Raw genomic sequence first — 25061 nt, 5'->3', positions numbered from 1 at the left:
TCTCGCGCCCCGGACCGGGGTCCGGGGCACTCGGGGCCGCCTCCGGCGGGAGTATTTTCGCAAAGAAGAAGACATATGCCTTCATCTTGGCCGAAATACCTCGGGGGTGCGGGGGCTGGCCCCCGCCCGGGCCTTCAGCAGTTTGGGACGTTGACGGCGAGGCCGCCGAGCGAGGTTTCCTTGTATTTCTCGTGCATGTCCTTGCCGGTCTGGCGCATGGTCTCGATCGCGGCATCGAGCGGTACGAGATGCTTGCCGTCACCGCGCAGCGCGAGCGACGCGGCCGAGACCGCCTTGATCGCACCAAGGCCGTTCCTCTCGATGCAGGGCACCTGGACGAGGCCCTTCACCGGGTCGCAGGTCATGCCGAGATGGTGTTCAAGCGCGATCTCGGCGGCATTTTCCACCTGTTCGGGCGTGCCGCCCATCACCGCGCAGAGGCCCGCGGCGGCCATCGCGGCTGCGGAGCCGACCTCGGCCTGGCAGCCGCATTCGGCGCCCGAGATCGAGGCATTGTGCTTGCAGAGCCCGCCGATGGCGGCGGCGGTCAGAAGGAAGTCGCCGATCTTCGAGCGGGAAGCGCCGGGCACATGGTCGAGCCAATAGCGGATCACGGCCGGAAGCACGCCTGCCGCGCCGTTGGTGGGCGCCGTCACCACCTGTCCGCCGGCGGCATTTTCCTCGTTCACCGCCATCGCATAGGTCGACATCCAGTCGTTGATCGTATGGGGCGCGGTCAGGTTCAGCCCGTGTTCGGCCTTCAGTGCCTCGTGGATCGCCTTCGCGCGGCGGCGGACCTTAAGCCCGCCGGGCAGGATGCCCTCGCCCGCGAGACCGCGGTCGATGCAATCGTTCATCACCTGCCAGAGCCGCGCCATGCCCGCGTCGATCTCGGCGGCGGAGCGGAAGCTGAGTTCGTTGGCGCGTTTCATCTCGGCGATGGTCTTGCCCGAGGCGCGCGCCATGGCGAGCATTTCGGCCGCCGTCTCGAACGGATAGGGGCAGTCGGCACGGGGTTTCGCGGCGGCGCCAGCCTCTTGCTCTGCCTCGGTCACCACGAAGCCGCCGCCGATGGAATAGTAGGTCTCCTGCAGGATCACGTCGCCCTGTGCGTCGGTCGCCATCAGGACCATGCCGTTGGCATGGCCTGGGAGGGGGTGCTTGTAATCGAAGATCAGGTCGGTTTCCGGCGCGAAGGCCAGTGTCGGCAGGCCGGGCGGGGTGACGGTGCCGGTCGCGGCGATCGCGGCGAGCGCCGCTTCGGCCTTCGCATGATCGTAGCTGTCGGGCAGGAAGCCCGCGAGCCCGAGGATGGTGGCGCGGTCGGTCGCGTGGCCCTTGCCGGTGAAGGCCAAGGAGCCGTGGAGCGAGGCGCGCAGGCCATGGGCCTGGAAGGGCGAGGCGCGCAGCAGGTCGAGGAACCGCCCGCCCGCCACCATCGGCCCCATCGTGTGCGAGGAGGAGGGGCCGACGCCCACCTTGAACATGTCGAAGACGGAGAGAAACATCGGAACCTCAGGCAGGATCGGTGAAGAGGGTGGGGCCGAGGCTTTCGGCCCCGGCCGCCTTGATTGCGGCGGGCCGGGCCTCGTGGGCGAGGAGCACGGCGTGGATCGCCGGATAATCCGACGGCGGGAAGCGGAAGCTGTGGCGGGCGCCGGGGGCTGCGAGCCAGCGCATGAGCAAGCCGAGGTAGTAGGCCATCAGCGACGGGCGGTCGGCCGAGAACCATGTGGGCCGTTCTTCCGCCAGCATCCGGTCGAAGATCGAGAGGAACCCTTGCATCCGGGTGCTGGCATGGTCGACGACCTGGCGCGCGCAGTCCGGTCCGGCGGTCCGGTCCGGGTAGAAAAGCTGCAGGAGCGTCGGGTGGATATTGTGGGCGATGAAGAAGAGCCATTTCAGGAACTGCGCGCGGTCGGGGTCGGCGGGTGCGGGGGCGATGCCGCCATGCCTGTCGGCGAGGTAAAGAAGGATCGCGGCGGTTTCGAACATCGGCCCGTCGGGGGTTTCGAGAACCGGGATGAGCCCGAGGGGCTGCAGCGCGCGGTAGCTCTCGCTTTGCAACTCTCCCCCGGCCCGGTCGATCAGCCGCGCCTCGTAGGGCTGGCCGAGTTCCTCCAGAACCAGCCGGACAGCCAGCGATGCGGCATCCGGAGTGAAATGCAGTCTGTACATGGGCGCGCCTCCCTTCGGCCCTCTCTGCCCGGAAATGGCGGCAAGGAACAGTCGGATTTCGACCTGAGCGGTGCAGCGGGCGTCAGCCCGGCATGGCATGGATGACCGGGCCTGCACCATCGGGCCAGGGCAGAGAGAGCCGGTTTCGGTTAACCATGCGTTAAGGCGAGGGGACTAGCCTCGCCGCAGCCTTGTGCGGAGCGGTCCATGCGTTGCCTCATTGCTTGCCTGATGCTGATTCTCGGCGCGCCCGCGGGCCGGGCCGAGGTGCCGCTGCTGACAGCCGATCAGGCGGCGGCGCTGGCGGAGACCCTGCCCGATCCGTTGTTCGAGCGGCTGCGCGGCGGGTCGCGCAGCCTTCTGGCGGATGTCGCCGACATGATCGCCTCTTACGGCGAGGCGCGGGGGTTGACGGCAGAGGGGATCGACTGGCGGGTCGCGGCGGAGCGGGCGGCAGCGCGCGCGCAGGCGCTCACGCCGCTGGTGAAGGCCGATCTCGACGCCGATGGCACGGTCACGCGGGCCGAGATGGACCGGCTGATGGCCCTGACGGCGGAGGGGTCGCGCGGGCGGCTTGACCTTGCCTTCCGGGCAGCCGACCTGACGGGCGACGAAAAGGTGGATGAGCGCGAGCGGCGCGTCTATCTGATGCTCCGGGCTGCAGACCGCATGTCTGTCGCCGACGAGGAGGTGCTGCAGGCGCTGATGCTGCTGGACCTTGATCACGATGGCTATCTGACGCTTGAGGAATTTACCGGCGCGATGCTGGCGGTCCAGACGCTGGACGCGGATGTCGTCCGCGCTGAGTTGTAACCCCCGGGATCGCGCTTCAGCCGAAGGTCGGATCGGTGAAGATCGTCGGTCCCAATTCCTCGCGCGCGGCGGCGCGAAGGGCGGCTGGCCGCCTTTCCAGTTCGGCAAGTATCCCTTGAAGCGCCGGGTAGCGCGCAAGGCGGAACCAGTCCGGACGCTCGCCGGGAAAGTAGCGCAGCCAGCGCAGGATGCAGGCGGCATAAAGCGTCAGGAGCGACGGCCGGTCAGCGGAGAACCAGAGCCAGCCGTCGGTGGCCAGCGCCTCCAGAAGGTCGAGATGGCCGAGAAGTCGGTCTTCGACCGCCCGGACGAAGGCCTGTTCGGTTTCGTCGCCCGGCTGGGCTGCGCCGGAATAACGGGTCGCATAGGCGCGGGCGCGCAGGTCGGCGTGCAGCGTGTTGGCCATGAAGAAAAGCCATTTCAGGAAGGGGGCCCGGTCCGGATCGCCGGGAGGCGGGGCGAGCTGACCATGGGTCTCGGACAGCCACAGCAGGATCGCGCCGGTTTCGAAGACCGGGCCCGCGGGCGTTTCCAGAACCGGTATGAGGCCGGTGGGATTGATCGCCCGATAGGCCGCGCCGCGATGTTCGCCGCCGTCGAAATCCACCAGGATATCGCGGTATGGCAGGCCCATCTCCTCCATCGCCAGCCGCACGATCAGCGAGGACAGGTCGGGGGAATAGTGCAGGACATACATTCAGAATCTCCGGATCGGCATGGGGCGGACGGGCTTGCCGTCAGGCGGTTTCAGCCGAAGCGGGGGGCGGCGGATCGGAAAAGGGCGCGGCATCTGTGATTGCTTCGGCCTGAAGCACCCGACGGACGGCGGGCCTGCGTTCCAGACCCTCTGCCATTGCGCGCAAGGCTGGATAGTTCGCCAGCGGGATCGAATGGTCGGGATATGCGGGATAGGCCCTGATCCAGCGCAGAAGCATCAGAACGTAGAGCGATGCGATCGAGGGGTGGTCGGGCGAAAGCCACCAGGGCCCGGTGGCGGCGCTGCGCTCGAGTGCGGCGAGCTGTTCCCGCAGCAGCGTGTGCGTCGCTTCGGCGACCGGGCGGCGGCAGGCTTCGCCCCCCGGCCGGTGCGGATGGACAAGTGTCATCGTCGTCGGGTGCAGCTGGTTCGTGATGAAGGTGAACCAGACAAGAAAGCCTGCGCGTTCGGTGTCGCCAGGGGGCGGGGCGAGCTGGCCGTGGCGTTCGCTCAGATACTGCAGGATCGCCGCGGTTTCGAACATCGTGCCGTCGGGCGTCTCGAGCACCGGGATGCGCGCGAACGGGTTCAGGGCGAGGAAGTCGGGTGTGGTCAGGCCGCCGGCCTGCCAGTCGACCTCGGCGAACCGGTAGGGCGCGCCCAATTCCTCGAGCGCCATGCGGATGACTTGTGATCCCCAGTCGGGAATACCGTGCAGGATGTACATGCGGGCTCTCCTTCGCCTGGCAGGTTCAGATGGCAGGCTGACGGCTGCGCGGCGCAGGCGACCGTCGGTGCGCGACCGGATATGCCGGTTTCTGACCATCTGACGTCACCGGTCCGGACGGTTCTTCGGGGCCAAGGGCGTGGCTGCGTCGGCATTTGTTCAGGCGCCACCGTCCGGGAGGCCGTTTTCCCCTCGCTTCCCCGGGGGGGCTTTCCTATAAGCGGGGCGACCGCAGACGGAGATGCCCATGACCAGCCTCACCCCCGCCGATCTGGCCAAGAAGGCCGCCGCCGATGCCGCCGTGGCCTTCGTTCAGGACGGGATGCGGCTGGGGCTGGGCACCGGGTCGACGGCGGCCTTCATGGTGAAGCGGCTGGGCGAGCGCGTGCGAGAGGAAGGCCTGCGGGTCGTGGGCGTGCCGACCTCGTCGCGCACCGCTGACCTCGCGCGGGCCGAAGGCATTAGGGTCGTGACGCTCGATCAGGCGGGCTGGCTCGACGTGACGATTGACGGGGCGGACGAGTTCGACCCCGACCTGACGCTGATCAAGGGCGGCGGCGGGGCACATCTGCAGGAGAAGGTGGTGGCGGCGGCGTCAGACCGGATGATCGTCATTACCGATCCGGGCAAGCGGGTCGCCCGCCTCGGCGCCTTTCCCCTGCCGGTCGAGGCGCTGCAGTTCGGTCTGGCCTCGACGATCCGTCATATCGGTGCGGTCCTGACCGATCTCGGGTGCGCCGATGTCAGGATCACCCGGCGGATGGCGGGGGCGGTGCCGTTCGTCAGCGACGAGGGCAATGCGATCCTTGATCTGCATATGGGCACAATCGCTGACGCATCTGTGCTTTCGCGCAGCCTGAACCAGATCCCCGGCGTGGTTGAAAACGGGCTTTTCATCAATATGTCCGACCTCGTGGTCATCGGCCACACCGATGGCCGGGCCGAACTGATCGAGGCGGAGCCGGGGCTGGCGGAGCAGATGCGCGCGGTGCGCCCGCGCCAGGAAAATCCCTTCGCCGACATCGTCGGCTGACGCCGGCGGGCCGGCAGAAAGGCGGGCGTGATGGCCTTCGACTATGATCTCTTCGTCATCGGCGGCGGCTCGGGCGGCGTGCGCGCGGCGCGGATCGCGGCGGGGGACTACGGCGCCAAGGTTGCCCTGGCCGAGGAATACCGGATGGGCGGCACCTGCGTGATCCGCGGCTGCGTGCCGAAGAAGCTGATGGTCTTCGCCTCGTCCTACAAGAGCGCCATCGAGGATGCGCACGCCTATGGCTGGGCGGCGGAGGCGGGCGCGTTCGACTGGCAGGCGTTCCGGGGCAAGCTTGACGCCGAACTCGACCGGTTGGAGGCCGCCTATCGGTCGGGGCTGAAGAATGCGGGCGTCACCACTTTCGACATGCGCGCGACCGTCGCGGACGCCCATACTGTCGCGCTGGCCGACGGGCGGAAGGTGACAGCGAAACATATCCTGATCGCCACGGGTGGCCGCCCTTCGGTGCCGCAGGCGGCGGCAGAGGCGGGGGCGCTGACCTCGAACGAAATCTTCAAGCTCGACGCCCTGCCGAAATCGGTTCTGATCGTCGGCGGCGGCTTCATCGCCTGCGAGTTTGCCTGCATCCTGAACGGGCTTGGCGTCGCGGTCACGCAATTCTACCGGGGCGAGCAGATCCTGCGCGGCTTCGACGGCGAGGCGCGCGGCCATGTCGCCGAGGAGATGAAGGCGCAGGGGGTGAACCTGCATGTCGGCACCGATGTGATCGAGATGAAGCCGGTTGACGGCGGCACCTGGGTTTCTTCGACCGACGGGCGCGAGGCGGTCTATGAAAAGGTGGTCTATGCGACGGGGCGCAGCCCGAATACCGAAGGGCTGGGGCTGGAGGCCCTAGGCGTGACGCTCGGCCGCAAGGGCGAGGTGATCGTGGACGACTGGTCGCAGACCGCCGTCCCCTCGATCTTCGCGGTGGGCGACGTGACTGACCGGATCAACCTGACGCCGGTGGCGATCCGAGAGGGCCATGCCTTCGCCGACACGATCTTCGGAGCGCGTCCCGCGAAGGCCGATCATCATCTGGTGGCAAGCGCCGTCTTCACCCAGCCCGAGCTTGGCACCGTCGGGCTGAGCGAGGAAGAGGCGCGGGACCGGGGGCCCATCGAGGTCTATGCGACCGCCTTCCGGCCGATGCAGACGGCCTTCGCCGGGCGGCCGGGGCGGGTTCTGATGAAGCTGATCGTCTGCGCGGAGACGAGGAAGGTTCTGGGCTGTCACATCGTGGCGCCGGGGGCGGGCGAGATGATCCAGCTTGCGGCCATCGCCATCAAGATGGGCGCGACGAAAGAGGATTTCGACCGCACGGTCGCCGTCCATCCGGTGATGGCGGAGGAACTGGTGACCTTGCGCAAACCGGTCCGCACCGCCTGAGGCGGACTTGACATTCAGGGATGAGTGCCCAGTTGCTTGGGCAGGAATGAACGGGAGATGATGCGTATGGCTGGAAGCGGGGGCCCCTGGGGCGGCGGCGGTTCGGGCAACGACGAGGACGATGACCGGCGGCGCGGGGACCGCGAGCCGCCGCGCGGCGGACGCCGGGGCGAGGGATCGCCGATATCCGAGATCGACGATCTGGTCCGCAAGGGCACCGAACAGTTCAAGGTGCTGATGGGCGGCCGGGGCGGGCGTGACGACCGGGGCGGCGGCTTTGGGGGCGGTGGTTCGGGCGGGCCGGGCCTGCCGCGCAACGCCCTGGCGCTTGGCGCGCTGGCGGCGGTCGGGCTTTGGGCCTTCGCCTCTTTCTACACGGTCAAACCCGAAGAGAAATCGGTCGAACTGTTCCTCGGCAAACGTTCTGCCGTGGGCGAGCCGGGTCTGAACTTCGCGCCCTGGCCGCTTTATACCTATGAGGTCATCGCGGTGACGCCGGAACGGACCGAGGATATCGGCGTGGGCCAAACCGGCGGCGACGAGGGGCTGATGCTGACCGGCGACGAGAATATCGTCGACATCGACTTCCAGGTCGTCTGGAATGTCAGCGACCCCGAAAAATACCTTTTCAACCTGCGCGACCCGCAGCTTACGATCCGCGCCGTGTCGGAAAGCTCGATGCGCGAGATCATCGCGCAATCGCCGCTTGCCCCGATCCTGAACCGCGACCGGGGCGCGATCGCGCAAAGGTTGCAGGAACTTATCCAGCAGACGCTGGACAGTTACGACAGCGGGCTGAATGTGGTGCGGGTGAACTTCGACCGCGCCGACCCGCCGCGCGAGGTCATCGACGCCTTCAAGGAAGTGCAGTCAGCCGAACAGGAACGCGACCGGCTGCAGAAAGAGGCGGACGCCTATTCGAACCGCGTGGTCGCGGGCGCGCGCGGTGAAGCCGCCGCGACGCTGGAAGCGGCAGAGGCCTATCGCGCGCAGGTGGTGAACCAGGCCGAAGGCGAGGCCAGCCGCTTCTCGGCCGTGCTGGCCGAATATCGGAAGGCGCCCGAGGTGACGCGCAAGCGGCTGTATCTGGAGACGATGGAAGAGGTGATGGGCCGGGTGAACAAGGTCATCCTCGACGAGAATGCGGGCGGCCAGCAGGGCGTCGTGCCCTTCCTGCCCCTGAACGAGATCGGCAAGCCGCCCGCCGGCGCCAAGCCCGCAGCCGGAGGTAACAACTGATGAACCGGACAACCCTCCTCCTGCCGCTCGCGGCAGTGCTTCTGGCCACCGTCCTGTCGTCGGTCTTCATCGTCGATGAACGGCAAAAGGCGCTTGTGCTGCAGTTCGGCCAGATCAAGGCGATCCATGAAGAGCCGGGGCTTTATTTCAAGGTTCCGCTGATCCAGGAAGTCGTGCGCTATGACGACCGTATCCTCGGCCGCGACATCGAGCCCCTGGAAGTCACGCCGTCGGACGACCGGCGTCTGGTGGTCGATGCCTTTGCCCGTTACCGGATCGTCGATGTGACCCGTTTCCGTCAGGCGACCGGTGCGGGTGGCGAAAGCTTCGCCGAAAACCGCATCGACACGATCCTGCGTGCCCAGATCCGCGAGGTTCTGGGCGGTGTCGACAGTTCGGCCATCCTGTCGGAGAACCGCGCGGCACTGGCCTTGCAGATCCGCGATGCCGCCCGGACCGAGGCGGCGGCACTGGGGGTCGAGATCGTCGATGTGCGGCTGCGGCGCACCGACCTGCCGGAGCAGAACCTTGAAGCCACATTTGCCCGGATGCGGGCCGAGCGTCAGCGCGAGGCGGCCGACCAGGTTGCGCGCGGCAACGAGGCGGCGCAGCGCCTGCGCGCCGCCGCCGACCGCGCGGTGATCGAGACCGTATCAGACGCCAGGCGTCAGGCCGAAATCATCCGCGGCGAGGCTGATGCCAAACGCACCGCGATCTTCGCTGACGCCTATGGCGCCGACCCGGAGTTCTTCGACTTCTACCGGTCGCTCGCCGCTTATCGCGCCTCGCTGCTTGGCGACAACTCGACCCTCGTGATCGCGCCTGACAGCGAGTTCTTCGACTATCTGCGCTCGTCCACGGCGGGGGGCGGCGGAGCGGTCGCGGATCAATGACATGGGCCTGGGGCTGACCGAGATCGGCCTCGCCCTTGGCCTTCTGTGCGTCGTCGAGGGGCTGGTGCTGGCACTGGCCCCCGGCAAGATCGAGGAGATACTGGCGCTGCTGTCCCGGATCTCGGTGGAAAACCGCCGACTGATGGGCCTCGCCGCCATCGCGACGGGCGTCGCCACGATCTGGCTGGTAGGTTTGGCGGGCGGCTGATTGACTTCGCGCCGTCCGCTCACCACTTTTTGACGGCATGCGACCGGGAGTGAGTTCCCTTCTGCCCGCCGACAGTGTTGAAAAGACCCGTGCCTCTCTTCCCGAGGCCCAGAGACAACAGGAGTTTCATCGTGACACTTCAAGTCCTCGCTCCCGCGCCGCGCCATGGCAGGCAGGCAAAAGGGATGCGCACGGTCTGGATCGCCATCGTTTCGGCTGTCTACCTCGCCGTACAGGCGCCGCAGGTCGAGGCCTTCGGCGCCCCCGAAAGCTTTGCCGATCTCGCCGACCAGGTCAGTCCGGCGGTGGTGAACATCACCACATCGACCGTCGTCGAAGCGCCAACAGGGCCGGGCCCGATGGTACCGGAAGGCTCGCCCTTCGAAGATTTCTTCAAGGAATTCAACGATCAGTTCGGCGACCGGTTCGGCGGGCCGGGCAACCGGGGGCCACAGCGCGCCAACGCGCTCGGCTCGGGCTTCGTGATCTCGGAAGACGGGTTCATCGTCACCAACAACCATGTGATCGACGGCGCCGACGAGATACAGATCGAATTCTTCTCGGGCGAGACGCTCGATGCGAAACTGGTGGGTACCGATCCCAAGACCGATATCGCGGTCCTGAAGGTCGAAAGCGACGTGGCGCTGCCTTTCGTCACTTTCGGCGACAGCGACAGGATGCGCGTCGGCGACTGGGTCATGGCGATGGGCAATCCGCTGGGTCAGGGCTTCTCGGTCTCGGCCGGGATCATCTCGGCCCGCAACCGCGAACTGCAGGGCGCCTATGACGATTTCATCCAGACCGATGCGGCGATCAACAAGGGCAATTCGGGCGGGCCGCTCTTCAACATGAACGGCGAGGTGGTCGGGGTGAATACCGCGATCCTCAGCCCGACCGGCGGCTCGATCGGCATCGGCTTTTCGATGGCGTCGAATGTGGTGACGAAAGTCGTCGATCAGTTGCGGAATTTCGGCGAGACCCGGCGCGGCTGGCTTGGCGTGAAGATCCAGGACGTGACGCCCGATGTGGCCGAGGCGATGGGGCTTGAGGCCGCGCATGGCGCGCTTGTGACCGATGTGCCGGATGGCCCGGCGAAAGAGGCGGGCGTCGAGTCCGGCGATGTGATCGTCGAGTTCGATGGCCATGAGGTGAAGGATTCGCGCGAGCTTGTCCGCACCGTGGGCGATGCAGAGGTCGGCAAGCCGGTGCCGATCACTGTCCTGCGCAACGGCGAAAGCGTCGCGCTGACCATCACGCTTGGCCGCCGCGAGGAAGCCGAGGCCGTGCCGGTGCCCGCCAAGGCCAGCCCGACCGAGCCGATGGAGAAGAACCTCCTTGGCATGCAGCTGAACGAGCTGACCGACGAGATGCGCAGCCAGCTGAATCTCTCGCCCGAAGATCAGGGCCTTCTGGTCACCGACATCGACCAGACGAGCGAGGCCTTCGCCAAGGGCCTGCGCGCGGGCGACCTGATCACCGAGGCCGGTCAGGCCCGCGTCGCCTCGATCAAGGATATCGAAAGCCGGATCGAGGAGGCGAAGGACGCGGGGCGCAAGTCGCTCCTCCTCCTGATCCGGCGCGAGGGCGATCCGCGCTTCGTCGCGATCTCGGTCGAGTGATCCTGCAATCCTACCGGAAAAGGCGCCCTGCGGGGCGCCTTTTTCATGCGGTGGCGGTCTGGCGGCCGACCGACAGGATATAGGCGGCAAGGCTGACGATCACGATCAGGCCGCCCGCGATTTCCCAAGGCGACATCGCCTCGCCGATGCCGATCCAGACCCAGGCGGGGCCGAGGATCGTTTCCAGAAGCATCAGGAGGCTCACGTTCACCGCCGCCGTATGGCGGTTGGCATAGGCAAGGGCCGCGAAGGAAACCGGCAGGATCAGCGCCCCCGACATGAGCGCCGCCCAGATGTTGCCCCTGAACATCGCCTCCGGCCCGAGGGAAACGGCCGCCACCGTCCCGAGGATCAGCGAGCCCGCCCCCATCACCGGCAGGACCGGCAGGGCCGGGTGATGGCGGATGGTGACGAAGGTGGTGGCCAGTGCCGCGGCGACCCCCAGCCCGCAGAGCGCGCCCACCAGCGAGGCGAGGTTGAACCCCACGCCACCCGCATCACGGCCGAAGACCGCGATCGCGATTCCGGTCATTACCGCCAGGGTCGCGATCCAGGTGGCGCGCCCGCTCCGCTCGCCCGCGAAGAGATGGGCGAAGATGGCCGCGAAGATCGGCATGCTGGCGGCGGCGAAAAGAACGATCGAGACCGGCGCCGCGGCGATGCCGAAGCTGAAGAGCGCGATATTGACCATGTTCACCAGAACGATGGCAATGCCCGTGGGGCTCGAGAGCACGCCGAGGTCCTGCCGGATCCGGCCCCGGTGGCTGAGAAGCCAGGCGAGAAGAAAGACCGTGCCATTCGACAGGCCGCGCCAGGCAATCAGCTGGGTGCCGTCCATGTCGGTCAGCCGCATGAAGAATGTGTCAGGCGTGATGGCAAGCGCGCCGAAGGCCGCCAGCGCCAGGCCGAAATAGGGATGTCTCTCGCGCATGTCGGCCCCGCCCCCGGATGTCGGCCCTGCTTAGGGCCGCGCGCTGCGCCACGCAAGCGTCACAAGCACCACAGGCGTCGCCGGGTGGGTGGCGCCCTCTGGAAAAGCCCCGGGATTTCGCCTATGTCGGCCCGGCTTGGCAGAAGAGGCGGGATATGGCGAAGATCACTTACGTGGAATTTGGCGGCAAGGAACATGTGGTCGAGGTGGCCAATGGCCTGACCGTGATGGAAGGCGCCCGCGACAATGGCATTCCCGGGATCGAGGCCGATTGCGGCGGCGCCTGCGCCTGCTCGACCTGCCATGTCTATGTCGACGAGGCCTGGACCGGCCGCCTGCCGAAGCGCGAGGCGATGGAAGAGGACATGCTCGATTTCGCCTACGAGCCCGATCCGGCGCGCTCGCGTCTGACCTGCCAGCTGAAAGTGTCGGACGCGCTCGACGGGCTGAAGGTCTATATGCCGGAAAAGCAGATCTGATGGCCCGGGCGGCTGCCGCCGCCGAATGGTCTGGCCGGGCGGCTGCCGCCGCCAGATGGTCTGGCCGGGCGGCTCTCGCCGCCGTGGGCGCCCTTGCAGGGCTTCTGGCCGCCTGCGTGAGCCCTGCAGCCGAGGCAGGGGGCGATGGCGTCGCCCGCGCGTCTTTCGCTCAGCCATCGACGCGCTACAACCATGAGGCCCTGGGTCCCGGCAATGAGTGGGCGGCGCTGGGCCTTGATGGCACCGAGTTTCCCGCGGGCGATGCTCTCGTTTTCGAAGATGTGGCACCCCGCCTTGCCGATCTCGACGGTGATGGCGACCTTGAAGTGATCGTGGTGGAATCGAGCCTTACCCAGGGCTCCCGTCTTGCGGTCTGGGGCGGGAAGGGCCGCATCGCCGCAACCCCGTTCATCGGCACCCGCCACCGTTGGCTAGCGCCGGTCGGTGCCGCCGACCTCGACGGCGACGGGCGGGTCGAGATCGCCTATGTAGAGACCCCCCACCTCGGCAAGATCCTGAAGATCGTCCGGCTGGACGGTGACCGGCTTGCCCCGGTGGCCGAGGCGCGCGGCCTGACCAACCATCGGTACGGTGATCCTTTCATCCAGGGTGGCATCGCCCGCTGCGGCGGGGTTCCGACGATCCTTGCCGCCAATGCAGACTGGACGCGGGTCGTGGCCATCGCGCTTTCCGGTGGCGCGCTGATCAGCCGCGACCTTTCCGCCTATCGCGACCCCGGGAGCTTCGCCAACCTGCCGGGCTGCGACTGAAACTCTTTCACTTTCTGTCTAAAAATACTCCGGGGGGTCGCGGGGGGCAGGGCCCCCCGCGCGGATCGGCCGGGCAAAGCCCGGACGAAACCTGCTTCAGACCCTAAAGCGCCCGCCAGCCGATATCGCGGCGGCAGAAGCCCTCGGGCCAGTCGATCCGGTCCACGAGCCCGTAGGCCCGAGCCTGCGCCTCGGCGAGGCTCGCCCCGCGCGCCGTGGCGTTCAGGACCCGCCCGCCATTGGCCATAACCTTGCCGTCGCGCGCGACCGTGCCTGCATGAAAGACCATCTCCGACGAGGTCTCGGGCAAATCGCCCAGCCCGCGGATCTCGGTCCCCTTCCGGTAGCTGCCGGGGTAGCCCCCGGCCGCCATCACCACCGTCAGCGCATGATCCTCGGCCCAGTTCACCCGCGCCCCCGCCAACCGCCCCTCGGCGCAGGCGAGCATCAGATCCAAGGCCTGCGCCCCCATCCGCATCATCAGGACCTGGGCCTCGGGATCGCCGAAACGGACGTTATATTCGACCAGCCGAGCGCGGCCTTTCTCGATCATCAGGCCCGCGTAGAGCACGCCCTGAAACGGCGTCCCCCGCCGTGCCATCTCGGCGACCGTTGGCCGCACGATCTCGTCCATCGCCTGCTTCAGCACCGCATCGGTCAGGACCGGCGCCGGCGAATAGGCGCCCATGCCGCCGGTGTTCGGGCCGGTATCGCCGTCGCCCACGCGCTTGTGGTCCTGGGCCGTGCCGATCTCCAGCACCTCCGTCCCGTCAGAGAGGACAAAGAGCGAGGCTTCCTCGCCGCCCATGAATTCCTCGATCACCACCTCGGCGCCCGCCGCGCCCAGCGAGCCGCCGAACATGTCCTCGATGGCAGCCTCTGCCTCCGGGAGCGTCATCGCCACCACGACCCCCTTGCCCGCCGCCAGCCCGTCGGCCTTCACCACGATCGGCGCGCCCGTCGTACGCACATGGGCCAGCGCCGCGTCCCTGTCGGCAAACCGCGCCCAGCCCGCCGTGGGCGCACCGGCCGCATCGCACACTTCCTTGGTGAAGGCCTTCGACGCCTCCAGCCGCGCCGCCGCTGCGGAGGGCCCGAAGGTCAGGATGCCCCCCGCGCGCAGCGCATCCGCCACCCCGGCGGCCAAGGGCGCCTCAGGCCCGACGATGACGAAATCGACCGCATTCTCGACCGCCAGAGCCAGCACCGCCGCCCCGTCCAGCACGTCGATATCGGCACATTCGGCAATCGCCGCGATCCCGGCATTGCCCGGCGCCACGATCAGCCGGTCGCATTTGGGGTTCTGCTTGACCGCCCACGCGAGCGCATGTTCACGCCCGCCGCCCCCCAGGATCAGGATATTCATGCGCGCCCCCGGCTTTTCCTTTGGATGGGCGCGTCATAAGGTGATCGCCGAGGCCAGACAAGCGCAGCACATGGACATTTTCGAAGACGCCACCCCCAGCCCCGGCAATGCCCCGGAATTCACCGTCTCGGAAATCTCCGGCGCGGTGAAGCGGGTGATCGAGGGCGAGTTCGGCCATGTCCGGGTCAGGGGTGAGATTTCCCGCGTCTCGCGCCCCGCCTCGGGCCATCTCTATTTCGACCTCAAGGATGACCGCGCGGTCATCGCCGCCGTGTCCTGGAAAGGCCAGGCGGCGCGCATGTCGGTCCGGCCCGAGGAGGGGATGGAGGTGATCGCCACCGGCCGCCTCACCACCTTCCCCGGCCAGTCGAAATACCAGCTTATCGTCGAGGATATCGTGCCCGCCGGCGCGGGCGCCCTGATGATGATGCTGGAAAAGCTGAAAGCGCGGCTCGCCGCCGAGGGCCTCTTTGCGGCGGACCGCAAGAAGCCGATCCCCTATCTGCCAGAGGTCATCGGCGTCGTCACCTCGCCCTCGGGCGCGGTGATCCGCGATATCCTGCACCGGCTGCGCGACCGCTTCCCCCGCCGGGTGCTGATCTGGCCAGTGGCGGTGCAGGGCGAGAAATGCGCCCCCGAGGTTGCCGCCGCGATCCGGGGCTTCAATGCCCTGCAGAAGGGCGGCCCGATCCCGCGGCCCGACCTTCTGATCGTCGCGCGCGGCGGCGGTTCGATCGAGGATCTCTGGGGTTTCAATGACGAACAGGTGGTGCGCGCCGCCGCTGGCTCGGCCATTCCGCTCATTTCGGCCGTCGGCCATGAAACCGACACGACGCTCATCGACCATGCCGCCGACCGCCGCGCGCCCACGCCCACGGCAGCGGCCGAAATGGCGGTGCCGGTCCGGATGGAGCTTCTGGCCTGGACGCAGGAACAATCCGCCCGCCTTGCGCGCGCCACGCGCCAGCGCCTCGACCAGCGCCAGCAGCGCCTCTCCGACCTTGCCCGCGGGCTCGGCCGCCCCGAGGCGCTGACCGGCAACGCGCGCCAGCGGCTCGACCTCTGGTCCGACCGGCTGCCCGGCGCGCTGCGGCAGGCGGCCCTTGCCAAGCGCACTGCGCTCACGCGGATCAGCGCCCGCGTCCAGCCGCCGCTGCTGACACGCTTCATCGAGGCGGAACGGCGCCATCTCGGCCAGCTCTCCGCCCGCCTCGCCCCCGCGCTTCGCCGCAGGCTCGAGGATGAGACGAAGGATGCCAGACAGCGCCGTGCCGATCTGGCGCGGTTCGGTCAGGCCCTTGACCGGGCGGTCTCCGCGCGCCTCGCGGCGCTCCTCGACCATCTCTCTGCACTGGATCGCACCCGACAGACGCTTGGCTACCGCGAGACATTGAGACGCGGCTTCGCCGTCGTCCGCGCCGACGACCGCATCGTCACCAGCCGTGCGGTTGCCGAAGGGGCGACACATCTGGAGATCGAGTTCCAGGACGGCCGCATCGCGACGGGCGCCCGCCCGAAGGCAGGTTCCAGGAAGCCGCCACCGCCGGATCAGGGAACACTCTTCTGATCTCTCTTTCGTTTTCAAATATCCCCGGCGGGTCGGCGCGGGCGCCACGCGGGACGAAATACCGGCCCCTATACCCCGACGTCGGGTCCAAGACATGCGAGAGTGCCGGGCAAGGTCTGCCGTCCGGTCAGCGGTGGCAGGTCGGGATTGCCTAGCGATCGCGCCACAAGACCCGTGTCGGTGGTCGCAAAGGACCAGCAGACCGGCCCCTCCTGATCCTCGTACAGAAAGCAGATATCCTCACCCTCGGGATACCAGACACCCTTCACGCAATCGTCGCCCGTATAGGCCCAGATCACCCGCCGTCCCGGCAGATATTGCTCGGTTCCGAACGAGGTCGGGCCCGCACGATAGTGAAAGGTCCGGCCGGTGACCGCCTTGTCGAATGCCTCGCCCTGAAGCGGCAAGGGATCGGCGAGTGCGCCGCCCGCGGCGAGAAACGCCGCCGCCAGCACAAGCCCAGGCCTCATGCCGGTGATCCGCGCCGCATGCGGCTGATCCTCGCATCCATGATCCGGTGCCAGACGGAGGGTACCAGCGCGATCGTCGCCATCACCGGCAGCGAGGCGGGCAGGAGGGGCGCCTTGCCGTCGGGCGAGAGCTGCAATTCGCCGAAACTCCGCCCCGGATGGGCGTGATGGTCGGCATGGCGCGGCGCGTTCAGCATCATCAGGCCCGAGAGGAAATCCGGCGCGTCCCAGCTGTGCTCCGGCCCGAAGGGCTCATAGGCGTCAGGCCCGGCCTTCCTGCGTTCCAGCCCGTAATGCTGGACATAGTCCGACAGGAGAAGCTGCAACTGCGCGTGCGCGCAGAGAAGGAGATAGGCGAGGAATCCGAAAAGCCCGAAGAGCTCGGCCACGACCATCAGGAAGAGGCACCCGCCGCCCACATAGATCACGTAAGGATGGATGCCGGGCTTGCCGCCCGGTTTCGCCGCCCTGAGGCTGTTTTCCATCTCGTAGCCTGCCATGAATTCCCCCGGCACGGCGCGCATCAGGAATTCGTAGAAGCTTACCCCGAAGGCTGCGCTGTTCGGATCATCGGGCGTGGCCACATGGCGGTGATGAACCAGCCGGTGCGCCGATGTGTGATGGCCGTAGAGAAGCGAGACATAGATCCAGCGGCCAAGCTCGAACGGCGCGCGCTCGGTCCGGTGGATCAACTCATGGGCGACCGAATTCGATACCTGCCCGCACCAGAGGCCTGCGCCGATCGCGGTGAAGAGCCAGCCGAAAAACCCGAGCCCCGTGCCGCCCGACAGGCCGTAAAGCACGATGGCCAGGAACGGGAAATGCGCGGCACCAACGGACAGGACCACCCGGTCCGACAGCGGATCGCGCGGCATCTCCGGCTGGGAAAGACCCAGCGAGCGCGCCAGCTGGTCGCCCGCGAAGACAAGGCCGGTCATCCACAGAAAGCCGAGGAAGGCCCAGCCCCCGCCAAGGACCGCGCCGAGCGCGAGAAGGAGCGCAGGCAGGAGAGCCGCCAGCGCGAAGCGCAGCGCGGGATGGGCAAGGACAGACAGGTCCGGGCGCTTGAGGGGCAAGGAAACCTCCGTTTGGCAGCGCTGGCAACGCCATCGCGCCCGCAGTCTTGCCCGAGCGGGGGGCGCGACTCAAGCGGGCTTCGCCACCTCGGGCGCGGCGCGAGGAGCGCCTCGCCACCTGCGCGAAGCCATGCGAAGGGCGCGTCAAGCCATGAATACCCGACGATTTACGCAACGGAAGGTTGTTCGGCCCGGAGTTGCGATCTGCTATGATGCCGACAGCCCGGCGGGAGTGTCCACCGTTCGATTTCGTCCGTTCCCTGGCCGCCGGGTCCATTTTCAGCATCCTTCGGAGAAAAGTCATGAACAGCCCCCTTCTTGCAATGATAGTCGCCATCGCGATCGGTATCGCTGCCGTGGTGGCGGGTGTGCTAACCCCGTTCCCTGCCTTCTACATCTTCGCGGCGATGGCGGTCTTTACCGGCATCGTCGGTTTTGCCGTCAACAACGGGTCGGTCCGGGTGACGGCCCCGCCGCCGACGATCTGGGCGGTCTATACCCGCCTGCCGGTCTGGGCCTGGATCGTCGATGCGGTCCTTCTGATCGGCTTCATCGCGGTCGCGATCCTTCTGCGCCCGTGACCTGAGTGCGGCCCCTCTCGCGGCTGACGACGCGAGGGAACGGTTGCCCGGCGGTGCGGCGCCGGGCATGGTCCCGGTGCACATCTTCCGACCGGGGACCGAATGGATCTTTTCCTGCCTGCTGCCTGCCTTGCCCTCGCGCTCGGTCTCGCGCTGATCTATGGCGCGCGTTTCGCCGTTCTGCCCGTCTCGGGCGTGAAATCGGCGGTCAAGGTTCTGTCGGTGGCGGCGCTTCTGCCCTTCGGCCTTCTCCTCGGCGCTCCGGTGCCGGTCCTCATCGGTCTGGCGCTTGGCGCCTTGGGCGATTTCCTTCTGTCGCGGCCGGGCGAGCGGGCCTTCCTTGCCGGGATGGGCGCCTTCGGGCTTGGTCATCTGGCCTATGCGGCGCAGTTCTGGGGGCAGGGGGCCGGTGCGCCCGTGCCTTTCCTCGCGCTTCCGCTGATCGCCCTGGCGCTCTCGACAGAGGTCTGGCTCGCGCCGAAAACCGGGGCGCTGCGTTGGCCGGTCAGGGCCTATGTGGTCATCATCACGCTGATGGCGCTGGCGGCGCTGAGCCTGCCGCCGGGTTTCGGGGTCACGCTGGCGGGTGCGCTGCTTTTCGTTCTCTCTGACGCGCTTCTGGCGCTTGATCTCTTCGTCCTGCCGCCGGGCGCCCGGATGCGCCCGCTTATCCAGCGCCTGCTCTGGACCGCCTACTGGAGCGGTCAGGCGCTGATTTTGATCGGCCTCCTGCCTGCGCATCCGGCCTGACCCCTTTCCTTGGCCCCTTCAAGCGATTAGGTGGGGGAAGGTCAGAAGGCGGGTGGCTTATGTCATTTTTCAACAAGCTCAAGGACCGGCTGTTCAAAAGCTCGTCGAAACTCGACGAGGGGCTGGAGGCGATCATCGCCGAGGCGCCTGCGGACGCGGCGCCCGAACCCGCCGCCCCGCCAGCGCCCGAACCCGCCCCGGCACCAGCGGCCGCGCCCGCCGCGACGCCTGAACCGGCGGCTCCGCCGCCTGCCGCCGCGACGCCCGTGCCCCGGACGCCAGAGCCCGCCGCCAAACCGCAACCTGCGCCCGCCGCCACCCCTGCCGCAGTCCCGGCCCGCCCGGGCCTGATCGGCCGGATCTTCGGCGGCGCGAAGGCCGAGGCGGAGCCGCGCCGCGAGCTTGACGATGCGATGCTCGAAAGCCTCGAGGAGCTTCTGATCCGCTCCGACATGGGGGTGGAGACGGCAATGCGCGTCACCGCGAACCTTGCCGAAGGCCGGATGGGCAAGCGCCTGTCGGTGAGCGAGATCAAGGATATCCTCGCCGCCGAGGTGACGCGGATCATGACCCCGGTCGCCCGGCCCCTGCCGCTGTATCCGAAGAAGCCGCAGGTTGTCCTGGTGGTGGGCGTGAACGGCTCGGGCAAGACCACGACCATCGGCAAGCTTGCCAGCCAGTTCCGCGCGGCGGGCAAGAAGGTGGTGATCGCTGCGGGCGACACGTTCCGCGCCGCGGCCGTCGAGCAGTTGCAGATCTGGGGCGACCGGGCAGGCGTGCCGGTGATGACGGCGCCCGAAGGATCGGACCCCGCCTCGCTCGCCTTCGACGCGATGACACGGGCCGAGGCCGAGGGCGCCGATCTTCTGATGATTGACACGGCTGGCCGATTGCAGAACCGCCAGGACCTGATGGAGGAACTGGCCAAGATCGTCCGGGTGATCCGCAAGAAAGACCCCTCGGCGCCCCACAACACGCTTCTCGTCCTGGACGCGACGACGGGGCAGAATGCGGTGATGCAGGTCGATATCTTCCGCAAGATCGCCGATGTGTCGGGTCTGGTGATGACCAAGCTCGACGGGACCGCCAAGGGCGGTGTGCTGGTGGCGCTCGCCGACAAGTTCGGCCTGCCGATCCATGCGATCGGGGTGGGCGAGCAGATCGACGACCTCGCCCCTTTCGACCCCGAGGAGTTCGCCCGCGCCCTCGTCGGCGGCGGGGCATGAGGGATTGAGCGACTGGCTGCGCGCGCTGGAAGGCACACCGGCCGGCCATCAGGCGGCGCTGGCGCTCGCGTTGATGGCCGCCGTCCTGCATGCGCTTTTTGGTGCGCTGCAGAAGGGGCGGCATGACCCCTGGGCCTCGCGCGCGGCGATTGATGGCTCCTATGCGCTGATCGCCGCGCCCTTCGCGCTTTTCGTCGTGCCCTGGCCCGAGCCGCATATGTGGCCGATCTTCGCGGGGGCCTTCGTCATTCATGTGGGCTACAAGATCGCGCAGGCGATGACCTATGACCGGGGGGCCTATACGGTCGTCTATCCGGTGGTGCGGGGCACCGGGCCGCTCTTCGCTGTGTTCGGCGCCGGGCTGTTCTTCGGCGAGCATTTCAGCGCGGGCCAATGGCTCGGTGTCGCGGTGCTCATGTCGGGCATCTACGGCCTTGCGCTTTACAACTGGCGCCATCTGGCGGTGGGACGCGAGACGCTCGCGCCCGCGCTCGGTTTCGCGATCCTGACCGGTCTTTTCGTGGCGCTTTACACGACCTACGACGCCTGGGGCATCCGCTCGACCGCCGATCCGTTCACCTTCCTCGCCTGGTTCTTCTTCATCGACGGCTTCTTCATGCCGGTCTATATGAGGCGGAAGCTTCTGGCCATGCGCGGGGCCGAGGCCCGGGCGCTGGCGAGGCGCGGTGTCGTCGGTGCCTTGGTCGCCTTCTTCAGCTTCGGCGCCATCATGATGGCGACGCGGCTCGATCGTGTGGGCGAGGCGGCGGTCCTGCGAGAGACCTCGACGGTCTTTGCCGCGCTGATCGGCTGGCTCGTCTTGGGCGAGCGTGTGGGGGCGGTGCGGGTGGCACTGATGGCGCTGATCGCGGCGGGCGCGGTGATTGTGGAATTCGGACGGTGAGGAACGGAATGGCGGGCAGAAAGATCAATCCATGGCTGAAGCTGGGGCTGGAGTTCGGCCCGATCCTGGCCTTCTTCCTCGCCTTCGGGCGGCTGAAGGACAAGACCTTCACCCTGGGCGGCACCGAATATGGCGGCTTCATCCTCGCCACCGCGCTTTTCGTGCCGCTTCTGGTCGCCACGACGCTGATCCTCTGGCGGCTGACCGGGCGGCTCGCGCCGATGCAGATCGCGACGCTGGTGCTGGTCGTGGTCTTCGGCGGCCTCTCGGTCTGGCTGAACGACGAGCGCTTCTTCAAGATGAAGCCCACGATCATCTATCTCTTGTTTGCGGGCATCCTCGGTTTCGGCCTGATGCGAGGCCGCTCCTACCTCGCGCTCGCGATCGAGGAGGCGATGCCGCTCAAGGAGGAAGGCTGGATGATCCTTACCCGGCGCCTGACGGCCTTCTTCCTTGGCCTCGCGGTCGCCAACGAGGCGATCTGGCGCACGATGTCGGATCAGGCCTGGGTGAATTTCAAGACCTTCGGCCTGCCTGCCGCGCTGTTCCTCTTCTTCATCGCGCAGGGCGGGCTCTTGAAGGCCTACGGCACCGAAGGCCAGCCGGACGAATAGGCGCGCCAGCCGGATTTCGGCACGAAATCCGGCCGGACCCTTTCAAAGGGTCCGGTCCGAAATCTTTGAAAGATTTCGGCCTGCCCCGCCGACCTAGCCCAGATCGGCCAGCGCCGCCTCGGCGGCCAGATGGGCGCGCAGCGACCAGTAGCAATCCTCGCTCGTCGCGGCCCGGCACTGGACGCGCCTGTCACCTGCGGTGACGAACCACAGGTCGCCCCGCGCGGTGACGGGGTAGGTCACGCCGGCGAACTCAACCGATCCCTGAGGTACTTCGGGCGGCAGATCGGCCACACAGGCGGCGAGGGTCGAGGCGAGGCAGGCGGCAAGGGCAGGGCGGCGCATGGATATCTCCCGTTTCCCGCAGTTCAACCCAATTCCGCAGTCGCCGCAAGGCCCGTTGACCAGGGCCCGGCTTTGGGCTAAGCCCTCGCCCGTGGCGATTTGATGACCGGATTGCGGGCCACGTTAAAGAAGCCGCTAAAAGGGTCGGAGGTGTTTCACCCCCGCCGTTCCGGTCGGGGGTTTTTTGTTGCCGGAGGCGGCCATGACAGACTGGAAGACGCGGACGAAACTCATTCATGCGGGCGCGCGCCGCAGCCAGTATGGCGAGATGTCCGAGGCGATTTTCCTCACCCAGGGCTTCGTCTACGACAGCGCAGAAGAGGCGGAGGCGCGCTTCATCGAGGCGGGGCCGGACGAATTCATCTATGCCCGCTACGGCAACCCGACGGTCAGGATGTTCGAGGAACGCATGGCCGCGATCGAGGGGACGGAGGATGCCTTCGCGACCGCCTCGGGCATGGCGGCGGTGAACGGCGCGCTGACAGCGCTGCTGAAGGCGGGCGATCATGTGGTTGCGGCGCGGGCGCTGTTCGGATCCTGCCTGTATGTTCTGGAAGTTCTTGGCCGCTTTGGCGTCGAGGTGACTTTGGTCGACGGCACGAACCTCGACGCATGGCGCGCGGCGGTGCGGCCGGGAACGAAGGCAGTCTTCCTCGAAAGCGTGTCGAACCCGACGCTGGAAGTGATCGACCTGAAATCGGTGGCCGAGATCGCCCATGCGGTGGGTGCGACCGTGATCGTCGACAATGTCTTCGCGACGCCCACCTTCTCGAAGGCGGTATCGCTTGGCGCAGATGTCGTGGTCTATTCCGCGACCAAACATATCGACGGTGGCGGGCGGGCACTCGGCGGCGTCGTCTGCGGCAGCCGTGACTATATCCGCAAAGTGCTGGAGCCCTACCTCAAGCACACCGGCGCGGCCCTCTCGCCCTTCAACGCCTGGGTGATGCTGAAGGGGATGGAGACGCTTGACCTGCGGGTGCGGGCCCAGGCGGCGACGGCGCTGAAGGTGGCGGAGCGGCTGACGGGCCATGCGAAACTCATGCAGGTGATCTACCCCGGCCTGAAGGACCATCCCCACCATGCCATCGCGATGGAGCAGATGGGGGCGGGCGGCACGGTCGTGACGCTGGAACTGCGCGGCGGGCAGGCGGCGGCCTTCCGCTTCCTCAACGCGCTGCAGATCGTGAAGATTTCCAACAATCTCGGCGATGCGAAATCGATCATCACCCATCCGGCGACGACTACGCACCAGAGGCTGCCGGCCGAGCAGAAGGCGCTTCTCGGCATCACGCCGGGGCTGGTGCGCCTGTCGCTGGGGATCGAGGACGGGGACGATATCGTCAGCGACATAGTGCAGGCCCTGCAGCGCGCCTGATCGGCCGCAGAGACGCCGCAAATCCAACAACGCATTGTACGGTTTTGGCCGTACGAGCGCCTTGGCAGCATGGTTCTCCCGCTTCTGCGCTCAACTCTCAGAAGTGGTTCCCTGATGCACAAGTTTTCGACGCTCGCCTATGTTGCCGTTGCTGCTCTCCTGCCGGTCTCTGCCTCGGCCGATCAGAGCGTGCGGGTCCTGCCCTTGCCACATCCGATTTCGGTCCCCGCGCCCGCGTCCGGGAAACTTGGCACGCCACTCGCGCATCCAGTTTCGGTGCCGCGCGTCCGCGCTGTGACCCTTCCGCTCGCACACCCGGTTTCGAAGCCCTACGCCCTGCCGTCCGCGTCGGTGGTCCTGCCCCTGCCGCATCCCGTCTCGCGCCCGGCCGTGCCCGCCCTGGAAATGGCGAGCGAATAGGGTCGCGCGTAGTTCAAGGACCGGTTTCCGTCAGTCGCCGATACGCGCTCGCGCCGCGGCCACGCGGCGCGAGTGATCCTTGAAGGTCCCGGGGCACGGCAAGGTCGCTTTCGCAGCGGCGCAGTTCGCGATAGACTATGTCATCCGCAGCCGCGATCGTGTAGAAAGCGGGCTCCACGCCCTTGGGGGGTCTGATGAACTTCATAGGCGAGATCGACCGCGAACCGAACCGCGCCGAGGCGGAAGAGGCGCTTGAGGTCCTGCGGGCCTGGGCGGCAAAGGCCGACCCGACCGAGGTGGCAAGGCTCGACCCCGCCATCGCGCGGCTTCTGCCCGGGCGCGAGGTCGGGAATTATCCCGATCTGTCGCGGACTTACCCCGAGGAGTTCCGCCCAGACGCCGCCTATCGCGGCTCGATGCCCGACCTGCAGAACGGACCGTCGAGCCTGATCGTGGGCGCCAAGGCGCCGATCCAGCATGTGGGCATCTCGAACTTCCGGCTGCCGATCCGCTACCATACCCGCGACGGCGCGGACCTGACCTTGGAAACCTCGGTCACCGGAACGGTTTCCCTGACGGAGGAGCGCAAGGGCATCAACATGAGCCGCATCATGCGGTCCTTCTATGCGCATGCGGAACGGACGTTCTCTTTCGACGTGATGGCCAAGGCGCTGGACGATTACAAGGCCGACCATGACAGTCTGGATGCCCGCCTGCAGATGCGTTTTTCCTTCCCCGCCCGGGTCGAAAGCCTGCGCTCGGGTCTGATGGGCTGGCAATATTACGACATCGCGCTGGAACTGGCCGAGACGGCGGGGGTGCGGAAACGGATCATCCATCTGGATTACGTCTATTCCTCGACCTGCCCCTGTTCGCTGGAGCTTTCCGAACATGCCCGCCAGGCGCGCGGGCAACTGGCGACGCCGCATTCGCAACGCTCGATCGCGCGGATTTCCGCTGTGGAATCAGGGGGAAAGCGGCTCTGGTACGAGGATCTGATCGAGATCGCCCGCGCCGCCGTGCCGACCGAGACGCAGGTGATGGTCAAGCGCGAGGATGAACAGGCCTTCGCCGAACTGAATGCCGCGCACCCGATCTTCGTCGAGGATGCGGCCCGGTCGTTCGCCGAACGGCTGCTGGCCGAACCGCGTGTCGGAGACTTCCGCATCGTCGCCGTCCATCAGGAAAGCCTGCACAGCCACGATGCCGTGTCGGTGCTGACCGAGGGGCCGACCTTCGCCTCCGAAAGCTTGGAGCCCCGCCTCTTCGCTAGCCTCCACCGCAGCGCCTGAGGGCGGCGGAACGGGTGCAGCCTGCGTATGGCAGGAGGTATGTCTGGACGTATGGTAAGGAAGAGCGTCGGGTAATGCAGGCCGACCCCGCCCCGG

At 67.4% G+C, this 25061-nt stretch carries 27 protein-coding genes and 1 riboswitch; of the genes, 18 read left to right on the top strand and 9 right to left on the bottom strand.

Annotated elements, in window-relative coordinates:
• Positions 1–134: 134 nt before the first annotated feature.
• Positions 135–1508, bottom strand: a complete 1374-nt coding sequence (locus tag P0645_RS05880) for an L-serine ammonia-lyase (RefSeq protein WP_284163647.1) — start codon at positions 1506–1508, stop codon at positions 135–137.
• Positions 1509–1515: 7 nt separating this feature from the next.
• Complete coding sequence (locus P0645_RS05875) at positions 1516–2178, bottom strand: glutathione S-transferase family protein (RefSeq protein ID WP_284163646.1); 663 nt, start codon at positions 2176–2178, stop codon at positions 1516–1518.
• A gap of 207 nt (positions 2179–2385) precedes the next feature.
• On the opposite strand from P0645_RS05875, the gene P0645_RS05870 reads away from it, so the two are divergent.
• Complete coding sequence (locus P0645_RS05870) at positions 2386–2991, top strand: EF-hand domain-containing protein (RefSeq protein ID WP_284163645.1); 606 nt, start codon at positions 2386–2388, stop codon at positions 2989–2991.
• 16 nt (positions 2992–3007) lie between these two features.
• Here the strand turns inward: P0645_RS05870 and P0645_RS05865 are convergent, their stop codons facing one another.
• The gene (locus tag P0645_RS05865; protein ID WP_284163644.1) at positions 3008–3688 is read right to left on the bottom strand and encodes a glutathione S-transferase family protein; all 681 of its coding nucleotides are present in this window, start codon (positions 3686–3688) and stop codon (positions 3008–3010) included.
• Positions 3689–3728: 40 nt separating this feature from the next.
• A complete protein-coding gene (locus P0645_RS05860; protein ID WP_284163643.1) occupies positions 3729–4415 on the bottom strand; it encodes a glutathione S-transferase family protein in 687 nt (228 codons plus the stop codon).
• Positions 4416–4662: 247 nt separating this feature from the next.
• On the opposite strand from P0645_RS05860, the gene rpiA reads away from it, so the two are divergent.
• The 6 genes from rpiA to P0645_RS05830 all read left to right on the top strand — a co-directional run bounded on the left by rpiA (position 4663) and on the right by P0645_RS05830 (position 10796).
• Positions 4663–5448, top strand: coding sequence for a ribose-5-phosphate isomerase RpiA (gene rpiA, locus P0645_RS05855; protein WP_284163642.1), 786 nt, complete (start codon positions 4663–4665; stop codon positions 5446–5448).
• 30 nt (positions 5449–5478) lie between these two features.
• Positions 5479–6837 carry a glutathione-disulfide reductase gene (gene gorA / locus P0645_RS05850; RefSeq protein WP_284163641.1) on the top strand — a complete coding sequence of 453 codons (1359 nt, stop codon included), beginning with the start codon at positions 5479–5481 and terminating at the stop codon, positions 6835–6837.
• A 66-nt stretch (positions 6838–6903) separates the two neighbouring features.
• Positions 6904–8076, top strand: coding sequence for an FtsH protease activity modulator HflK (gene hflK / locus P0645_RS05845; RefSeq protein ID WP_284163640.1), 1173 nt, complete (start codon positions 6904–6906; stop codon positions 8074–8076).
• Positions 8076–8969 carry a protease modulator HflC gene (hflC, locus tag P0645_RS05840; RefSeq protein ID WP_284163639.1) on the top strand — a complete coding sequence of 298 codons (894 nt, stop codon included), beginning with the start codon at positions 8076–8078 and terminating at the stop codon, positions 8967–8969. Before hflK ends, hflC begins: the two co-directional genes overlap by 1 nt.
• Position 8970: 1 nt before the next feature.
• Complete coding sequence (locus tag P0645_RS05835) at positions 8971–9177, top strand: DUF2065 domain-containing protein (RefSeq protein WP_284163638.1); 207 nt, start codon at positions 8971–8973, stop codon at positions 9175–9177.
• A gap of 185 nt (positions 9178–9362) precedes the next feature.
• A complete protein-coding gene (locus P0645_RS05830; RefSeq protein ID WP_284163759.1) occupies positions 9363–10796 on the top strand; it encodes a DegQ family serine endoprotease in 1434 nt (477 codons plus the stop codon).
• Between the two features lie 43 nt (positions 10797–10839).
• Here P0645_RS05830 and P0645_RS05825 read toward each other — a convergent pair whose 3' ends face one another.
• Positions 10840–11727 carry a DMT family transporter gene (locus tag P0645_RS05825; protein ID WP_284163637.1) on the bottom strand — a complete coding sequence of 296 codons (888 nt, stop codon included), beginning with the start codon at positions 11725–11727 and terminating at the stop codon, positions 10840–10842.
• 155 nt (positions 11728–11882) lie between these two features.
• Here P0645_RS05825 and P0645_RS05820 point away from each other — a divergent pair, with 155 nt between their 5' ends.
• Together P0645_RS05820 and P0645_RS05815 are read left to right on the top strand one after the other, a co-directional pair.
• The gene (locus P0645_RS05820; RefSeq protein ID WP_284163636.1) at positions 11883–12206 is read left to right on the top strand and encodes a 2Fe-2S iron-sulfur cluster-binding protein; all 324 of its coding nucleotides are present in this window, start codon (positions 11883–11885) and stop codon (positions 12204–12206) included.
• Entirely contained in the window at positions 12206–12976 is a 771-nt protein-coding gene (locus P0645_RS05815; protein ID WP_284163635.1) for an FG-GAP repeat domain-containing protein, read from the top strand. Before P0645_RS05820 ends, P0645_RS05815 begins: the two co-directional genes overlap by 1 nt.
• A 103-nt stretch (positions 12977–13079) precedes the next feature.
• Here P0645_RS05815 and purD read toward each other — a convergent pair whose 3' ends face one another.
• The gene (purD, locus tag P0645_RS05810) at positions 13080–14342 is read right to left on the bottom strand and encodes a phosphoribosylamine--glycine ligase (protein ID WP_284163634.1); all 1263 of its coding nucleotides are present in this window, start codon (positions 14340–14342) and stop codon (positions 13080–13082) included.
• Positions 14343–14412: 70 nt separating this feature from the next.
• Here purD and xseA point away from each other — a divergent pair, with 70 nt between their 5' ends.
• The gene (gene xseA / locus P0645_RS05805; protein ID WP_284163633.1) at positions 14413–15909 is read left to right on the top strand and encodes an exodeoxyribonuclease VII large subunit; all 1497 of its coding nucleotides are present in this window, start codon (positions 14413–14415) and stop codon (positions 15907–15909) included.
• A 68-nt stretch (positions 15910–15977) separates the two neighbouring features.
• Here xseA and P0645_RS05800 read toward each other — a convergent pair whose 3' ends face one another.
• Together P0645_RS05800 and P0645_RS05795 are read right to left on the bottom strand one after the other, a co-directional pair.
• Positions 15978–16379 carry a hypothetical protein gene (locus P0645_RS05800; RefSeq protein WP_284163632.1) on the bottom strand — a complete coding sequence of 134 codons (402 nt, stop codon included), beginning with the start codon at positions 16377–16379 and terminating at the stop codon, positions 15978–15980.
• The gene (locus tag P0645_RS05795; protein WP_284163631.1) at positions 16376–17455 is read right to left on the bottom strand and encodes an alkane 1-monooxygenase; all 1080 of its coding nucleotides are present in this window, start codon (positions 17453–17455) and stop codon (positions 16376–16378) included. Before P0645_RS05795 ends, P0645_RS05800 begins: the two co-directional genes overlap by 4 nt.
• Positions 17456–17757: 302 nt before the next feature.
• Between P0645_RS05795 and P0645_RS05790 the strand changes: the two genes are divergently transcribed.
• The 5 genes from P0645_RS05790 to P0645_RS05770 all read left to right on the top strand — a co-directional run bounded on the left by P0645_RS05790 (position 17758) and on the right by P0645_RS05770 (position 21530).
• Positions 17758–18036, top strand: coding sequence for a hypothetical protein (locus P0645_RS05790; RefSeq protein WP_284163630.1), 279 nt, complete (start codon positions 17758–17760; stop codon positions 18034–18036).
• A 102-nt stretch (positions 18037–18138) separates the two neighbouring features.
• Complete coding sequence (locus P0645_RS05785) at positions 18139–18786, top strand: lysoplasmalogenase (protein WP_284163629.1); 648 nt, start codon at positions 18139–18141, stop codon at positions 18784–18786.
• A 59-nt stretch (positions 18787–18845) separates the two neighbouring features.
• Positions 18846–20012: a signal recognition particle-docking protein FtsY gene (gene ftsY, locus P0645_RS05780; RefSeq protein WP_284163628.1), complete on the top strand. Its 1167-nt coding sequence runs from the start codon at positions 18846–18848 to the stop codon at positions 20010–20012.
• A 4-nt stretch (positions 20013–20016) separates the two neighbouring features.
• Entirely contained in the window at positions 20017–20916 is a 900-nt protein-coding gene (locus tag P0645_RS05775; protein ID WP_284163627.1) for an EamA family transporter, read from the top strand.
• Positions 20917–20924: 8 nt separating this feature from the next.
• Positions 20925–21530, top strand: a complete 606-nt coding sequence (locus tag P0645_RS05770; protein ID WP_284163626.1) for an inner membrane-spanning protein YciB — start codon at positions 20925–20927, stop codon at positions 21528–21530.
• A gap of 93 nt (positions 21531–21623) precedes the next feature.
• Here the strand turns inward: P0645_RS05770 and P0645_RS05765 are convergent, their stop codons facing one another.
• Positions 21624–21875 carry a hypothetical protein gene (locus P0645_RS05765; RefSeq protein WP_284163625.1) on the bottom strand — a complete coding sequence of 84 codons (252 nt, stop codon included), beginning with the start codon at positions 21873–21875 and terminating at the stop codon, positions 21624–21626.
• Between the two features lie 81 nt (positions 21876–21956).
• A riboswitch (SAM riboswitch) is annotated at positions 21957–22035 on the top strand.
• 42 nt (positions 22036–22077) lie between these two features.
• Here P0645_RS05765 and metZ point away from each other — a divergent pair.
• From metZ to folE2, 3 genes are all read left to right on the top strand, one after another.
• The gene (gene metZ, locus P0645_RS05760) at positions 22078–23253 is read left to right on the top strand and encodes an O-succinylhomoserine sulfhydrylase (protein ID WP_284163624.1); all 1176 of its coding nucleotides are present in this window, start codon (positions 22078–22080) and stop codon (positions 23251–23253) included.
• A gap of 114 nt (positions 23254–23367) precedes the next feature.
• Positions 23368–23673, top strand: coding sequence for a hypothetical protein (locus P0645_RS05755; RefSeq protein WP_284163623.1), 306 nt, complete (start codon positions 23368–23370; stop codon positions 23671–23673).
• Between the two features lie 194 nt (positions 23674–23867).
• Positions 23868–24965 (top strand): GTP cyclohydrolase FolE2, encoded by a 1098-nt coding sequence (gene folE2 / locus P0645_RS05750; RefSeq protein WP_284163622.1) that lies wholly within the window; start codon positions 23868–23870, stop codon positions 24963–24965.
• Positions 24966–25061: the final 96 nt, after the last annotated feature.

It is taken from the genome of Frigidibacter sp. SD6-1 (assembly GCF_030143255.1).
Classification (GTDB): domain Bacteria; phylum Pseudomonadota; class Alphaproteobacteria; order Rhodobacterales; family Rhodobacteraceae; genus TMP-24.
Note: the sequence above shows the minus strand (reverse complement) of the source record. Positions and strands in the feature narration are given on the sequence as shown.